A 15789-nucleotide genomic window follows, 5' to 3' on the forward strand; every position below is an offset into this window, starting at 1 on the left:
GTGGCAGCCAACAACAGCATGGAAGCCGCTATAGCGGCGAACAGCACCTCGGTAGTGGCTGCGGCAGATGTCGATGTTGCCCTTCAAGCCGGCAGCGGCTTAATGGGAGCTGGAGCAGACCCGGCTGCTGCGGATTATTCACCTGCGGGAGCAAGCGGAACCGCCGGGGAAAAAAGTGCAAATCCCGGTGAGCAGGATGCAGGGAATGCTGCCGCACCCGAAGGAAGTCAGCCGCAGGATGCGGAAATGGCCAGCGAGCCGGGAACAGAGAAGCCGCAGAGCGGCAAGAAAGGCTTCCTGGCCAGACTGTTCGGAGACGATGAGGAGGAGGAAGAAGACGACGCTGCGCCAGAAGCTGGAACTGGCGAAGGTGCAAACACTGGAGGTGATGCAACGGCAGGAGCCGATCAAGGTGCAAACACTGGAGCCGACGCAACAGCAGGAGCAAGCGAAGGGGCAAACGCTGGAGCTAACGAAACAGCAGGAGCTGACACAACAGCAGGAGCCGATGGTGCAAATGCTGGAGCTGACGCAACAGCAGGAGCGCAGGCGCATGCTGGCACGAGCCCCGGCAAGCAAGACACGGAAGCTGCGGAGGAGTTAGGAGCTGAAGAGCCGGGGAGCAGCAAAAAAGGTTTTTTTGCCAGATTATTCGGAGACGACGAAGATACAGAAGATGAAGCTGATGCAGATTCAGACCCAGGCTCAACAGCGCCGCAGGCCCAGGCGGGGAACGAAGCTAAGGCCCAGGCGCAGCAGCCGGACAAAGCCAAGCAAAGCAAAAAGAAAGATCCGCTGCAAAAGAAACGAGACGCCGAGCAGTCCGATTCTCTGGAGCAGTCGATTATTTACTGGCAGGGCAATGACAAAATCTCGCCTCATCTTGAGGAAACGAAAAAAACACTCACTGAAGTGCTGGGCCTGGGCTCCTCCTTTGATGTGATATTCCGCGAAATGTCCTTCTCCGGGCACAGGACGGCACTGCTGTGCATCAGCGGATTCGCCAAGGATACGATTATTGCAGAAATTCTGAAGCGCTTATCCTATTTGACGCCAGAGAATATTAATGCCGATGTGCTGGTCAGCTTCATGAACGAATACATCCCCCATATTCAGGTGGAAAAAGGTGACCTTCTGAGCGAGAGCATAGGCAAATATCTGGCGGGGATGAGCGTCTTATTCATCGAAGGCGAAACAGAAGTTATTATAATGGATACGCGCATCTATCCTTCAAGAAATCCCGATGAGCCCTCCATTGAACGGGTGGTGCGCGGTTCGCGCGACGGATTCACAGAGACCTTGCTGAGCAATGTCGCACTGGTCAGAAGACGGGTGCGTGATCCCGGATTAAAATATGAGCTGCACCAGGTTGGCCGCAGGACGCGAACCGATGTCTGCGTAGCCTATATTGACGATATTGTTGACAAAACCCAGGTACAGGCCGTCACCGATAAAATTAAAAGCTTGGATATCGACGGCATCCCGCTGGCGGACAAGCAGCTTGAAGAGGCGATTGTCGGCGGGGGCTGGAATCCTTATCCGATGGTCCGTTATTCCGAGCGTCCTGATGTCGTTGCCTCGCATTTGCTGGAAGGCCGGGTAGTGATTTTTGTTGACACTTCGCCCAGCGTCATGGTTCTGCCGACAACGTTTTTTGATCTTTGCCAGCATGCCGAGGAGAATCGCCAAACCCCTTTTATGGGGACCTATCTGCGCTGGGTGCGGTTCATCGGAATCTTCGCTTCGATGTTCCTGTTGCCGCTTTGGATGCTGCTCGTCATCCATCCCGAGCTGAAACCGCCGATGCTGGATTTTATCGGGCCGCAGAAGATGGTCAAAATCCCGATCCTGGCCCAGTTCATCATCGTCGAGCTTGGGGTCGATCTCTTGCGCATGGCTGCGGTGCATACACCGACTCCTCTCGGCTCAGCCATGGGCCTTATTGCCGCTATTCTGATCGGAGACATTGCCGTAAAGACAGGCCTCTTCGTCAATGAAGTGGTGCTCTATATGGCGGTTGCCTCCATAGGCATGTTCGCCACGCCCAGCTATGAGCTGGGGCTGGCGAACCGGACTGTCAGGCTTGCGCTGCTGCTTGCCGTAGCTGCGTTCCAGGTGCAGGGGTTCATGATCGGCACTACGCTGCTGATTATTCTCCTGACCACACACCGCTCCTATAATTCTTCATACTTGTGGCCGTTTATACCGTTTAATGCAAAGGCGATGGGCGAGATCATCCTGCGCCGGCCGGTGCTTACCAACAAAACAAGGCCTTCCTTCAACAAAACCAGGGATAATACACGGATGCTGCCTAACACGGGGAATAAAAACAAATCGTAGGAAAATACAAATCAACTGCAAATTAGTCCATTCTATGGCGTTCCCTCTGTCTGCTATACTGAATACACTAAATAGCCCCGTAAGAGTTCGTTACAGACTGAAATGAGGAACACTTCGGGACCACGAAACATACATTAGACAGGGTGGAATTAGAGTTCCACAGAAATTGGAGGACTGCGCAAATGTTTTTACACGGGACGAGCCGAATTAATGATAGCGGGCATTTGGAGATCGGCGGATGCGATGTTGCAGATTTGAAGGCGGAGTATGGTACCCCGCTGTATATAGTGGACGAGCAATTGATCCGGCGCCGCTGCCGCGAGTATATGGACGCTTTTGCAGCTTCCGGACTTGAGTTTCAGGTTGCTTACGCCAGCAAGGCTTTTTCAGTAATGGCAATGTGCCGGCTGGCTGACGAAGAAGGCCTGTCGCTGGATGTTGTGTCTGATGGAGAGCTGTATACCGCACTGCAGGCCGGATTTCCGGCTGAGCGCATTCACTTCCATGGCAACAATAAGACACCTGATGAGATCGAAATGGCGATTGACGCCGGAATCGGCTGCTTCGTAGCCGACAATCTGGTTGAGCTTGGCATGCTGCAGGCTATTGCCCTGCGCAAGGAAGTGACCGTGAATATTCTGCTGCGTGTAACCCCTGGGGTGGAGGCGCATGCGCATCATGCCTATGCCTCTACCGGCCAGACCGACTCGAAGTTCGGCTTCGATATCGGCAACGGCTCGGCTCAAGAAGCAGTGCGTCTGGCTTCCGGCAAAAGCAATCTGCAGCTTCTGGGCGTTCATTCGCATATCGGCTCGCAGATTTTTGAAACCGAGGGCTTTGAGCTGGCGGTTGAGCGGATTGCCGACTTCACCCGCAAGGTGAAGGAAGAGCTGGGTATTCAGTTCCGTGTAGTGAACCTTGGCGGCGGCTTCGGTATCCGCTATGTGGAAGGTGATACCCCACTGCAGGTATCCGAATATGTCGCTGCGATTACAGGTGCGGTGAAGAAGCATTTTACAGGGATAAACGAAACGCTGCCGCAGATCTGGGTGGAGCCGGGCCGCAGTATTGTGGGCGACGCCGGAACTACGCTGTATACCGTAGGCACAAGCAAGGAAATTCCCGGCGTACGCAAATACGTTGCTGTTGACGGCGGCATGACTGACAACCCGCGTCCGGCGCTTTATGAATCCAAATACGAGGCGCTGCTGGCTAACCGTGCCACCGAAGCGAATGAAGAGACCGTTTCGATTGCCGGCAAATGCTGCGAAAGCGGCGATATGCTGATCTGGGATGTGGAGCTTCCGAAGGTGGAGAGCGGGGATCTGCTCGCTGTAGCCTGCACCGGTGCGTACAACTATTCTATGGCCAGCAACTATAACCGGATTCGCCGCCCGGCGGTAGTCTTCGTCCAGAACGGGCAAAGCGACCTTGTCGTGCGCCGTGAGAGCCACCAGGACATTATCGCCAACGATATTGTACCGGCGCGCATCGCGAAGCAGGCGGTTGTGAAATAGGTCTATAGCGGCAGATACGAAGCGCAAAACAGCAGGCGGGAGAACTCCCGTCTGCTTTGCTTTGTGCGTGATTTCATAGTACACTAAGAAAAGTGTTCAATATCTGAAATTTCGAAAGGGGTCATTTACATATGGCAAAGCAAGCGAAAATCACTCTTGAAAATGGCGGCGTAGTGCTGCTGGATTTGTTCGAAAAGGATGCTCCCAATACAGTTGCCAACTTCGAGAAGCTGGCTAAAGACGGTTTCTACAACGGTTTGGTTTTCCACCGCGTTATCCCTGGATTCGTAGCTCAAGGCGGCTGTCCAAATGGTACAGGCTCTGGTGGTCCTGGCTATACCATCGACTGTGAGATCAACCCGAACAAGCATGAGCGCGGGACGCTTGCTATGGCGCATGCCGGCAGAAATACAGGCGGAAGCCAGTTCTACATCTGCTACGCACCACAGCCGCATCTTGACGGCGTTCACACTGTATTCGGCAAAGTGGTTGAAGGCATGGACCAGGTAGATGCTTTCAAAGGACGCGACAAAATGACTTCAGTGGAAATTATCGAAGCTTAATTTTCACTATTTCAGCTAAATAAAGAGCGCGAAGACAGCAGGTCCCAGATACGGGGCCTGCTGTTTTTGTGCGCGCCTTTGCTTACAATATCCTTCTCCGGCGTTCATGGCGATTACTGAAGCGCTGCGGCAGCCAGAAGAACACCAGGTACATCAGCACAAAGACGGCAAAAGCAAACGCCTCTTCAACCAGCAGATAATACGGATAAGGGCCAAAATAATCCAGCACGGAAAAAGTGCTTGGTTTGTGTGCCAGGAACATGTAGTTGGACCCCAGCATTCTATCGGCAGCATAGACCGCAGCAGCGATAATATTGAGGCAGAGCATCGTGAAGAACAGCGATTTCCAGGTTGGCCTATAGCCTTCAATCCAGGTCATATACAGCGAAGCCAGGATAATCGCGCCGTGGGCGATGAAGAACAGCAGGAAGCGGAAATGCGGGAATGGATATACCAAATTTGGTGTAATGAGCGCAATGAAAGCACCGGAAGTTCCGGCAAAATAAAGAAAGGAATAGAGCAGACGGCTGCGGGTAAGCAGCATAACGATGGAGAGTAGCAGCGTGATTCCGCACAGCTCCAGCGGCAGTGACGCACTTTTTTTCCATATGTCCTGGGATACATACCACATTTGCAGGGCTCCCTCTGACAACAGCAGGATGACCACCAGCAGCAGGCGGATGAATCTCCTTGGCCCGGAATGTGAGCGAAGTGTAAACCGCGCCCCATAGAGCAGCAGACATAAACATGCGACTAAAGACAGGGCAATGAGATGTGAAGGGGAGAACATGGTGAAATCGGTATCGTGCTGCCGGTCAAAGAAAGATATACGGTCCACAAACTGCCTCCTTAGGCCTAAAAAATATTTTTTCAAAAAAAATTATCCGAATTTTAAGATTTTATGATTCTAAAGATCTATCGTTAGGTGATATAAGTATATATCGCAGACTCTGGCCAGAACAGGATCAGATACAAATTTCTCATAAGATGAACGTAGAATTTCCAGAATACATAACTGGCCTTTTTGCGGAGTATGTCTCTACAGGGGCATTCGGCGGTGATCTTTATAAGACCTTTGGTATTCTGGCCGTTTTCTGAACATACCTATGTGTATTCAGATGGGATGAGCTGCAAGGAGGATTCATTGAATCCCACAATAATTTGGGGAACGGGGGCTTTTAGTAAATGGTGAAAAAAAGAATTAGCATGGCCGTCGTAATCCTTATGCTGTTTGTGCAATATGCCTACGGCATAGGATTTACTACGCAGGTTAAGGCAGCATCCATTGAAAATGATCGGGACATCATTACCAGTGTCTCTATGGCGGTGTACGGAGCGGACGGACAGACCGTTACAGACAATGTGTATGAGGTGGGGGCGAACGTCAAGCTGGACTATACCTGGTCGCTTCCAGATGGTCATGGCTATAACGCCGGAGATACCTTTACCTTTCAGATCCCCGCACAATTCCAGTTGTTTAATGACATCAGCGGACCGCTGGTTTCGGATGACGGAGAAGTGGGCAGCTTCAGTGTGAGCCAGTCTACACACCAGGTGGTCATGACCTTCAACAGCTACATTGAGACTCATGACAACGTGCAGGGAACGCTTAGAATCAATACGAAATTTGATAAGCAGGTGATCACCGGAAGCACGGTGCAGGAGATCAAGTTCCCTGTGAACGGCGGGATACAGACGGTAACGGTAATCTTCAAGCCGTCCGTTGACTCGACGATTGAGAAGAAGGGAGTGTCCAGCGGCTTCAACGCAGACTCCATTCAGTGGACCGTTGATGTCAACAAGAAGCTGGAACATGTGTCAAACGCTGTTGTCACCGACCCGATCCCGTCCGGTTTGTCTTTGGACAGTACGGTTACACTTGCAGTGTATCAGCTTGGAGTTCAGCTCGATGGTACGGTTACTGTAGGCGCTCTGCTTGACAGCAGCAAATATACGGCTGACGTTTCGGGCGGGAAGCTTACTGTGAATTTTACCGATCCTGTGATCAGCAGTGCTTACCGGATTGCTTATACCACAGCGATTGTGGACGACTCACCGTACTTCACCAACAGGGCGACGTTTACCGGGGATGGACGTGTTCCTGTAAGCTCTTCGGCAATAGTATCGGTGGAGCGCGGCGGAAGCCTCAGAAAAATGGCAACTGCTTATGATTGGGGCAGCCAGACCGTTTTCTGGGCAATTGAGTACAATTACAACAACAAGAAAATCCCGCAAGGCAATGCGGTCCTAAAGGATTTATTCGACGATTCACAAAGGCTTGAGACAGGTACGTTATATGTCTATCCGGTAACTCTGGATGCTGCCGGGAAAGCCACAAAGGGTACTCCTCTTGTAAATAATGTGGACTATACCGTAACAGGGCTTGGCATTGTCGGTAAGAACGGCTTCAAGCTGGAGTTCACAAGCGATATTTCTTCAGCTTACCGGATTGAGTATCAGACAGAGTCGCAAAGCCGCGTATTCAAAGACACAACCATCACCAACACGGTATCGGACAGCACCTACAGCGCTGAGGCGAAACAACTGATCCGGCCGGCAATTATTTATAAAAACTTGTCCGGTACAGATTATAAGAACAAAACGGCAGTCTGGAAAATCACTGTGAACGGCGATAATTATCCAATGAGAGAAGTTGTGGTCACGGACTCCTTCCCGCAAGGGGGATTGAAGTTCGTTCCGGGAACGCTGGTTGTAAGGGATCCCTTCGGTAAGGTGCTGGATAGCTCAGCCTATACCCTGGAATATAATACGCCGGTGCAGCCGAATGCCCAGTTCAAGGTGAAGTTTGCTTCGCCGATCAGAGATACTTATACCATCACTTATACAACACAGTTCAGCAATGACTGGTTAAATGGCAACACCGATAATTTTATCAACAATGCGCGTGTAGACTGGAAGGATATTGAGGGTCCGCCCCTTTGGACAGAAGCTAAGGGATTATTTATTCCCCGTACTGAAATGAAGAACAACGGCTTCAAAGCGGGAAGCTACAATGCCTCCGCCAAAGAAATCACCTGGACTGTAGGCGTCAATTACAACAGCAAGGAAATTGCTGATCCAAACGTCACAGATATCCTGAACTCAGGGCAATCCCTGGTCCCAGGTTCACTTAAGGTCTACAACATGAATATCAATGCCAAAGGTGATCCTTCGCAAGGCTCCGAAGTCAGCAGCAGCGCTTTTTCGTACAGCGTGAGCGGCAATGAGCTTAAGGTAGCATTTGCGGAGCCTATCAGCTCACCGTATTATATTGTTTTCAAAACAAGCCTTGAAGGACAGTTGGTGGGCACTTCAGTCTTCAATACGGCTAAGCTGCTGGACGGCACTAAGAAAGTCTCCAAGGATCTGACCGCCTCTGTGAGCATCCCCCACGGAGATGAATACGTCAATAAGGAAGGCCAGCAAAATGGCGACAAACTGGATTGGACAATTACAATCAACCGCACACAGTCTTATGTGAAAAATGCAGTGCTCACAGATACTCCTAGCTCCAATCAGATTCTGCTGCCTGATTCCTTCCACCTCTATCCTGCCGCTGCTGCAGCGAACGGAGAGGTGACAAAGAGCGGAGCTGAACTGGTGAAGGGTGCCGATTATACCTTGAACATCAGCACGGATGACGCAGGCAAGCAGTATTTCGTGCTCAGCTTTCTGCATGACATCAACTCCGCTTATATTCTGGATTATCAATCGCTAATCGTTGCGAACTCAGGCGATAAGCTGGTTAATACAGTGCTTTTCAACGGCACTAATGTCACGCAGGTAACCAAGTATACGACCAAAGAAGTGATTGTAGGTGTCTCCAGCGGCTCGGGAACAGGCAGCGGTGTCCGTGGAACCTTGACTGTTCAAAAGCTGGACGCTGCCAATAATCAGCTTGCGCTTAGCGGCGCAACCTTTGAGGTATACCGTCTGAGCGGTACGGAACGGGTGCTTGTCAATACCCGGACTACCGATGCCGCAGGCAATGCGGTGTTCAATAATCTGTGGCTGGGCAATTATATCCTGATTGAGAAGGCAGCCCCGGAAGGCTATGCGCTCGATACGAAAGAGTACCCGGTTACTATCGGTTCTTCGGCCAATATCAACCTGACTGTACTTAATACGAAGCTGGCAACACCGACGCCGACGCCGACGCCAACACCAACACCGACACCGACTGCAACGTCTACGGCAACTGCAACGCCGTCGGCATCACCGGTAGTATCGGCGACACCAGGATCGAGTGCAGTTCCTACTGTGGCACCAACACCAGGAGCACCTGCAACACCGTCTCCTTCACCCACTGCGGCACCTACTGCGGTGAGTCCTGTCAGTACTGTCGCACCAACACCGGGAGCTTCCCAGATACCGGGAGTGATTATTAATGATGATCCGGTTCCGGCCGGTGCCGCTCAGACGGCCACACCGACGGTTTCACCTAGCCCTGCGGTTTCCCCAACACCGTCAGCAGATAATGCGATTGAAATTGACGATGATGAGGTTCCGGTAGGAGCCGTTAAAGACCCTGCAAGCGGCGGCAAGCTGCCGCAGACCGGAGAAAGCAGTCCGATGCCGATCTATCTGGCAGGTCTTGGACTGATTCTTGTCGGCATTATTCTCAGCCGGGTATTCAAACGGTCTAAAGAATAGAACATTTGCTTACTAAAGAGCACGCGGCAGATCATCTGCTGCGTGTTCTTTTTTTTGGTGGGGCTCAGCCCGCCGGGCAAGTGAAGTATGAGAAACAAAAAGGCGCATGCTATGTGGGTTGTCTAAGCCCCATTTGGTAGACATTGGAGAAATACTAGGATGTGAATTGTAGTCCAAGCCTTATGGCCCAATGGGGTTGAGCGGCAGGTAACGAAGAAACAACGGCAGAAATGCCGTTGTTAGGGGCAGGGCGGCGGATTTGGGTTGGAAACAACGGCAGAAATGCCGTTGTTAGAGGACGAATAGTCAGTTTGCCCGGGAACAACGGCAGAAATACCGTTGTTGGAGAGAGGAAGGCCGGTTTTCCCAGAAATAACGGCAGAAATACCGTTGTTGGAGAGAGGAAGGCCAGTTTGCCCAGGAACAACGGCAGAAATGCCGTTGTTAGAGGACGGGCAGCCGGTTTGCTCGGAAATAACGGCAAAAATGCCGTTGTTAGAGGATGATCGGCCGGTTTGCCCAAGAACAACGGCAGAATTACCGTTGCTAGAGGAGCCAGCGGTCGATTTGTTCCGCCAAGCTCCAAGGGGCAATCGGCCTTAAGGCGCAGGCAATCCAGCCGCCTTCTTTCAGAACGGCGGTCTTCCTGCCCACCTGCGTTGCCCCCGGCCAACAGGCCAGCAGGCGAGCGCCCTCAGGCATGAAGCCGCGCCTCGGCTTCCCGGTTCTGCACTGCCTCCTGCTCACTGCCGCTCTTAAGTCCTCTCCGTCCCAGCAGTGTGACAAGTAGAATGGCAAATCCGGAGGCCAGCAACAGGAGCTCGGACGGAATCTGGTCCACAAGTACTCCGAACAGAATCATCCCAATCGGCGCGATTGCCCCGGAAGCTGTCTCGACAACGGCGAACACCCTTCCGCGATAGTCCTCTTCAATGATCTGCTGCAAATAGACCTGAATCGGGATATTGATATTCATCACCGTGACGCCGACAAGAAACATTAGCACAAGCAGGAAAATAAAAGTAAAAGTGCTGTTGAAGGAAAAAATCAGCGGGAACGCCATGCCGAGGAACAGCAGACCAAGTATGCACAGGCCCCGAATGAGGGAGCTGGTGGGATTGTTACTTTGGCGGCGGACTGTCAGCAGCAGGGACATGGTCAGCATGCCTGCCCCCAGCATGGCCTCGATTGTGCCATATTGGCCGGAAGTGAGCGAGAGGAGCTGTATAGCGACAAAGGGCAGCACGATATTTAGTGATACGACGAAAAAATTGACCCAGAAAACGATAATAATTACAGCGCGGATGATGGGCTTTTTAAACACATAGGAGATGCCCCCGGCAAGACTGGCCCGCAACTCCGCGAGCACATGGGAGCGTACCTGCGGGGCAGGGTCTTCCGCTGCCGGATGGGATGGTTCGCTGTGATCTGCCGTATCCACGGATGGCTTGAACCGAAGTCCGCAGCTCATGAGGGTGGAAACGGCGAAGCCGGCTGCGTTCAGCAGCATGAACAGCTTCAGGGAGACAATGGCGTACAGCATGCCGCCGAGTACGGGGGCGAGCAGGTTGCCGATGGAGCCGGCGATTTGATTGAGCGAGCCGGCGCGCTGGATCTGGTCTTTATCCACAAGCTGCATCAGGGAGGAAGAGACGGAGATTCCATAGAAGGTGGAGCATATGGACAACAGAACCAAAGAGGCGTAGATGGGAAGCAAAGAGACACCTTCAAGAGAGACAGTCAGAAAGGCCAGCAGCAGCGTAAGAACGGCAGCAAGGTCAGAGCAGATTAGCAACATGCGGCGGTTCATCCGGTCTGCCATAACACCGGCGAACGGCGCGAGCAGAATCCGGGGCAGCATCCCGCATACCATCGTAACGGCGAAGCTTCCACCGGAGCCAGTGAGGTTCAGGATATATAACCCGACTACAAAGGTATACATTCCGGAGCCCAGCATGGAGGCCAGCTTGCCGGTGAAGAACAGGAGCATATTCCGGTTGCTTGGCGACGAGAAAATAGCGTTTTTAGTGCTCATATGAATCACTCCATTCAACAAAAGTTAAATTTAATTAAACTAATTGTAAACTCGAAGAGCTAATTTCGCAACGAAAAGTTTAATATTATTTAACTTAACTTTTTATGAGCTTGCTGTTACGCTATACTGGAGATTAAGACGGACAGAAGGATGGCTCACATATGACAACCAAACAAACGCTCGGAGATAAAATCAAGCATTTGCGCAATACCAAAGGGCTTACGCAGAGTGACCTGGCCGGAGAAGATATGACCAAAAGTATGCTCAGCCAAATTGAAAATGGCCGAGCGCTGCCTTCTATGCGCAGTCTGCAAATATTAGCTGCACGGCTTGGGGTGGATGCGGGCTATTTTCTTGAAGAGGAACAAAGTGAAGACCTGCCCCGCTTGGTTCGCGACATTGAAGCCAAGCATAAGCAAAAAAACTACCAGTCGATTATTTCCACCGTTAAACCGCTTATGGGCGGGAAGCTGCCGATGACCGTGGATGCCGCACGGTTGATGGAGTTCTACGTGAGCGCCTGTTATTATACAGGAACGGATGGCGGTGAAGAGGCGATACAGCGGGCTGTGGAGATCTACGAGCGGTTCAATTTATATGTGGAAAGCGCCAAAGTCCAGTATTTGGCCTATGCCCTAATGTTCGCCCAGAGCAGGTACCAGGATAGCCTCGAGCTGATCCTCCGTGTCAGAGAAGATTATGTGAGCAAAAAAGTCGGCAACGACTTTTTATTCGAAATCGACCTCCATTATGCAGAGAGTGTTACGTTATCCGCGCTGGGTGATTATGACGGGAGCCGGGAAGCCGCGCTTGCAGCAATTGCGCTGTCGCGGGAGGAAGGCGTGTTTTATTTAACGGACCATTTATATCGCGTATTGTCCAATCTTGCCCAACAGTCCGGGAATCTGGACGAGGCGAGGAAGTACCTGGATAAAGCAGGGCTGTTCGTGCAGCTTACGGAGGATGACCAGTCCGTGCAGCTTTTAAGGTTGTCCGAGATCAGACAGGCTAATGTGGAGCAGCGGTATGAAGAGGCTTTATTGCTTGGACAGCAATGCCGAACGGAAGCCAAGGGAAGCAGGTATGAGTCCAGCTGGTTCCTTCAGTCCGGAATCGCCCTGTACCATCTGGGCCGGGATGAAGAAGCGCTGGCGTCTCTCTCCAAGGTCACTCTGCCTGATGATGCCTACCATCCGCTGGACCTTGCAGGTTATTTCACTGCCTATGCCTACAAAGCCAAAATCTATGCCAGTCAGGGAAAGATGGAGGAGGCGCGCCAGCAGTCGCAGATTGCTTACGAACGGGTAAGGCAGTATCCGCCTTCGTCATACAGCAAGTTCATCGAAGCCACTTACCTGGAGCTGCACCGTTAGGGCTGTCTCAAATTTCTCTTAAAAAGCCTGCAGAAATGCTATAATAATTTTAAATTCAAGATTTCGGAGGGATTAGCAATGTGGAAAGAGTTTAAGAGCTTTGCGCTGAAAGGAAATGTGCTTGATCTGGCGGTTGCGGTAGTGATTGGGGCGGCTTTTGGAAAGATTGTCTCTTCACTGGTAACTGACATCATTATGCCGCTTATTGGTATCATTACTGGCGGTATAGATTTGAAGGGGCTTAATTTTCATTATGGAAAGGCAATTGTCAATTACGGGATATTCCTGCAGTCAGTTGTTGATTTCTTTATCATCTCCTTCTCGATATTTATGGTAATCAAGCTGGCAAGCCGGTTTAAGCGCAAGGAAACGGTAAAAGAAGAGGTCGCACCGGAGCCTGCACCAACACCCGAGGTGGCTTTGTTAACGGAAATTCGTGATTTGCTCAGCGCCGGCAAGCGGCATGAAGCGGATAATTAAGTTACACAGATAAGAGCGTGGACCTGATTCATCGTTTCGTGCTCTTATTGAACATCTACACACTCTCTTTCATATGATATCGCAATTGATGAAGAGAGGTGGCCGAGGATGGAAATACCTGTAACAGGCTTCGTTGTACATTCGGGTGATTCCGATTTCAACCATTCGCATAAGCTGTATATTACTTCGTGGGACGGTAGACCAACTAATGTTCACGTGCATCCATTTGAAGGAAATACATCATTTGATATGGGGCATTACCACCATTACGCCGGAGTAACAGAGCCGGCTCCAAGTGGAGTGCCGCATGTTCATAATTATTATGCAGAAACATCATTTAATGACCAGCATAAGCACCTTATTAGAGGAACGACGGGGCCAGCCATTCCCTTGCCAGGAGGCGGGCATTACCATCATTTTGAGGGGTATACCACAGTAAACGGCAGGTTCCCTCATGCTCATGGGTACAGCGGTAACACTGGGAATGAGGAAGGATCACGAATTTAGGCTTCATGGATACAATGAACGAACCGGTTGGTTTGGTTGCTGCCGGTTCGAGATCGTGCCTTTGATAGAATCTGCGAAAAGGTTTTGTTTTGACTCCAGATCTATAAGCATTTACAATGGATCGAAATGGAGTGATGAGTTTATGGCAAAGCGCGCGATGACGCCTGAGGCGAAGGCTTTAAAAGCTCAGGCTATCTTAGACAAAGCGGCAGAAATGTTTCTTTCATCCGAGTACGAAAAAATTAAAATGTCTGATATTGCGAAACAGATGGGCATGTCGAACGGGATTTTGTTTGTGTACTTTAAAACAAAAGAAGCGTTGTTTTTCAGCCTGCTGTGCCGGGAGTATGAGAAAAGGCTTGCCCGCCTCACGGGAATGGTGAGGGAAATGCCAATCATGGATTTTAATGACTTCAAAATGCTCCTAATCAATGAGCTTACAGAGCTGGTAGATCATAACCCCTTGTATATTAGACTGGAATCCATGCGCACAGCGGTTCTTGAGAGAAATATAGATGCAGAAACAATGCTGAATCAGAAGATCAATTTGTACAAGCTGATGTCAGAGATGGTGTCCCTAATTTGCAGTCATAACGCATTGCCGCATGAGGATGTCGTGGAGATCCTTCAAGCGGAGGCGTCGATTATAACCGGGTGCAAATTATCTGCCACCTTGCCCGCAGAGGTTATTGATATTATCGAAAAAAACGGGTTGGAAGGATTTAAACGTGATTTTAAAGCTGATGTCCTGAAGACAACGATTTGTTATTTGGATGGTTACCTTAAGAATCAAATAGAAGCTCGTATTACCAAGCAATAGTTGAAATCTAATTTGCGAAAAGGAATCGGTTTGTCGCTTATGAATAAATCCAGCCTTGAGAATCACAATAAGTAGGGTGTGAATTCATAAAAGGTGGTTCTTCCATGAAAGGTACAAAAGGGGCATTGATTGCTCTGGCTTCCATTCCGCTGATAATGACACTCGGGAATTCCATGCTGCTGCCTGTTCTGCCGCAAATATCGAAAAAGCTGGGTATCAATGCTTTTCAAGTCAGTATGATCATTACTGTGTATGGCCTTATTGCCATCTTGATGATTCCAATTGCCGGATATTTATCTGACCGTTTTGGACGAAAAACCGTGATTTTACCCAGCCTCATCCTCGCTGCCTTAGGTGGAGCGGTCTGTGTTGCGGCTGCCTGGTTCTTTACTTGGGGAACTGCTTATTGGCTAATACTGGGGGGACGTTTACTTCAGGGAATTGGAGCAGCAGGCGCCTTTCCGATTGTGCTTCCTTTAGTAGGGGATCTGTTCAAGGATGAAAAGCAGGTCAGTAAAGGATTGGGAATCATTGAGACCTCCAATACCTTTGGAAAGGTATTAAGTCCAATACTGGGTGCTTATCTGGGGACATTGCTGTGGTATGCGCCTTTTATAGCCATTCCTATCCTTTGTTTGATCTCATTTGTGCTGGTTGTGCTTCTCGTTAAAAAACCGGAGCCAGGCGAGCAGGCTGCCAAAAAGAGCCTTGGGCAATTTTTAACCGCCATAAAAGGAATCTTGCATGAGAAGGGCCGCTGGCTGTATGCAATTTTCGCGATTGGTGGAATATGCATGTTTGCAACCTTCGGGGTGCTGTTCTATTTATCCGAGACCTTGGAAGCAAAGTATAACCTTCATGGAGCCACAAAAGGATTTGTACTGGCTATTCCCCTTGCCTTGCTGTGTCTGGCTTCTTATGGGAGCGGAAAGATCATCGGGAAAAATAAATTAGTAATGAAATGGCTTGGCTTCGGTGGAATAGCATTACTTACTGCGGCAATGTTCATTATTTGTTTTAGCCAAAATATTTATTTTATTGTAGGATTCTTATGTCTAAGCGGCATTGGGATTGGAGCAGCCTTGCCATGTATGGATGCACTAATCACAGAGGGTATTGAAAAAGACAACCGGGGTACAATCACTTCTCTTTATAGCAGTATGAGGTTTATCGGGGTTGCGCTGGGACCGCCGGTTGTTTCGCTCCTGATGAACCGGGCACATTGGGTCTTATTTGGCACAATGGCAGCAGTAGGGGCAGTCGGTGGAATATTGTCCTTGTTCGCTGTTACTCCGAGTAAGGAGAGGACTGACTCAAGGGGACAACAGAAGTAAAGAATTTCATCAAACCGCCAAAACCCAATCATATTAAGGGATTTTGGCGGTTTTTTTGTGTGCAGAAATGCTTTTGACCCTGATTGCCTAATATTCAGAAATTCTTTAGAAATTTCCCCTGAAGTTCTTCAGAGTTAATCTATACAATGGTGGCATTGATAATCCGA

Annotated in this window: 11 protein-coding genes and 1 pseudogene; 9 read left to right on the plus strand and 3 right to left on the minus strand. The window is 50.2% G+C overall.

Going from position 1 to position 15789, the window contains the following annotated elements; translation table 11 throughout:
• Positions 1–732 precede the first annotated feature (732 nt).
• From ACX1DY_RS10815 to ACX1DY_RS10825, 3 genes and pseudogenes are all read left to right on the plus strand, one after another.
• A pseudogene (locus ACX1DY_RS10815) lies at positions 733–2340 on the plus strand (spore germination protein); the annotation flags it as partial.
• A 182-nt stretch (positions 2341–2522) separates the two neighbouring features.
• Entirely contained in the window at positions 2523–3857 is a 1335-nt protein-coding gene (gene lysA, locus ACX1DY_RS10820) for a diaminopimelate decarboxylase (protein ID WP_458964200.1), read from the plus strand.
• A gap of 131 nt (positions 3858–3988) precedes the next feature.
• A complete protein-coding gene (locus tag ACX1DY_RS10825) occupies positions 3989–4420 on the plus strand; it encodes a peptidylprolyl isomerase (protein WP_458964201.1) in 432 nt (143 codons plus the stop codon).
• 82 nt (positions 4421–4502) lie between these two features.
• On the opposite strand, the gene ACX1DY_RS10830 is transcribed toward ACX1DY_RS10825, so the two are convergent.
• A complete protein-coding gene (locus tag ACX1DY_RS10830) occupies positions 4503–5258 on the minus strand; it encodes a YwaF family protein (RefSeq protein WP_458964202.1) in 756 nt (251 codons plus the stop codon).
• Positions 5259–5605: 347 nt separating this feature from the next.
• Between ACX1DY_RS10830 and ACX1DY_RS10835 the strand changes: the two genes are divergently transcribed.
• The gene (locus tag ACX1DY_RS10835) at positions 5606–9073 is read left to right on the plus strand and encodes a collagen binding domain-containing protein (protein WP_458964203.1); all 3468 of its coding nucleotides are present in this window, start codon (positions 5606–5608) and stop codon (positions 9071–9073) included.
• A 154-nt stretch (positions 9074–9227) separates the two neighbouring features.
• Here the strand turns inward: ACX1DY_RS10835 and ACX1DY_RS10840 are convergent, their stop codons facing one another.
• Entirely contained in the window at positions 9228–9746 is a 519-nt protein-coding gene (locus ACX1DY_RS10840) for a hypothetical protein (RefSeq protein ID WP_458964204.1), read from the minus strand.
• Positions 9747–9767: 21 nt separating this feature from the next.
• Positions 9768–11108: an MFS transporter gene (locus tag ACX1DY_RS10845; protein WP_458964205.1), complete on the minus strand. Its 1341-nt coding sequence runs from the start codon at positions 11106–11108 to the stop codon at positions 9768–9770.
• A gap of 161 nt (positions 11109–11269) precedes the next feature.
• On the opposite strand from ACX1DY_RS10845, the gene ACX1DY_RS10850 reads away from it, so the two are divergent.
• The 5 genes from ACX1DY_RS10850 (at position 11270) to ACX1DY_RS10870 (ending at position 15622) form a co-directional block, all read left to right on the plus strand.
• A complete protein-coding gene (locus ACX1DY_RS10850) occupies positions 11270–12481 on the plus strand; it encodes a helix-turn-helix domain-containing protein (RefSeq protein WP_458964206.1) in 1212 nt (403 codons plus the stop codon).
• A 78-nt stretch (positions 12482–12559) separates the two neighbouring features.
• Positions 12560–12961 carry a large conductance mechanosensitive channel protein MscL gene (gene mscL / locus ACX1DY_RS10855; protein WP_458964207.1) on the plus strand — a complete coding sequence of 134 codons (402 nt, stop codon included), beginning with the start codon at positions 12560–12562 and terminating at the stop codon, positions 12959–12961.
• Between the two features lie 108 nt (positions 12962–13069).
• Positions 13070–13468, plus strand: coding sequence for a YmaF family protein (locus ACX1DY_RS10860; protein WP_458964208.1), 399 nt, complete (start codon positions 13070–13072; stop codon positions 13466–13468).
• 142 nt (positions 13469–13610) lie between these two features.
• On the plus strand, positions 13611–14288 hold the full coding sequence (locus ACX1DY_RS10865; RefSeq protein WP_458964209.1) for a TetR/AcrR family transcriptional regulator: 678 nt from the start codon (positions 13611–13613) through the stop codon (positions 14286–14288).
• 104 nt (positions 14289–14392) lie between these two features.
• Positions 14393–15622: an MFS transporter gene (locus ACX1DY_RS10870; RefSeq protein WP_458964210.1), complete on the plus strand. Its 1230-nt coding sequence runs from the start codon at positions 14393–14395 to the stop codon at positions 15620–15622.
• Positions 15623–15789 lie beyond the last annotated feature (167 nt).

This window comes from Paenibacillus sp. BAC0078, assembly GCF_054483875.1.

Coding starts and splice junctions, on each gene's coding strand:
- lysA (WP_458964200.1), top strand. CDS start 2,523: ATGTTTTTACACGGGACGAGCCGAATTAATGATAGCGGGCATTTGGAG.
- ACX1DY_RS10825 (WP_458964201.1), top strand. CDS start 3,989: ATGGCAAAGCAAGCGAAAATCACTCTTGAAAATGGCGGCGTAGTGCTG.
- ACX1DY_RS10835 (WP_458964203.1), top strand. CDS start 5,606: ATGGTGAAAAAAAGAATTAGCATGGCCGTCGTAATCCTTATGCTGTTT.
- ACX1DY_RS10845 (WP_458964205.1), bottom strand. CDS start 11,108: ATGAGCACTAAAAACGCTATTTTCTCGTCGCCAAGCAACCGGAATATG.
- ACX1DY_RS10850 (WP_458964206.1), top strand. CDS start 11,270: ATGACAACCAAACAAACGCTCGGAGATAAAATCAAGCATTTGCGCAAT.
- mscL (WP_458964207.1), top strand. CDS start 12,560: ATGTGGAAAGAGTTTAAGAGCTTTGCGCTGAAAGGAAATGTGCTTGAT.
- ACX1DY_RS10860 (WP_458964208.1), top strand. CDS start 13,070: ATGGAAATACCTGTAACAGGCTTCGTTGTACATTCGGGTGATTCCGAT.
- ACX1DY_RS10865 (WP_458964209.1), top strand. CDS start 13,611: ATGGCAAAGCGCGCGATGACGCCTGAGGCGAAGGCTTTAAAAGCTCAG.
- ACX1DY_RS10870 (WP_458964210.1), top strand. CDS start 14,393: ATGAAAGGTACAAAAGGGGCATTGATTGCTCTGGCTTCCATTCCGCTG.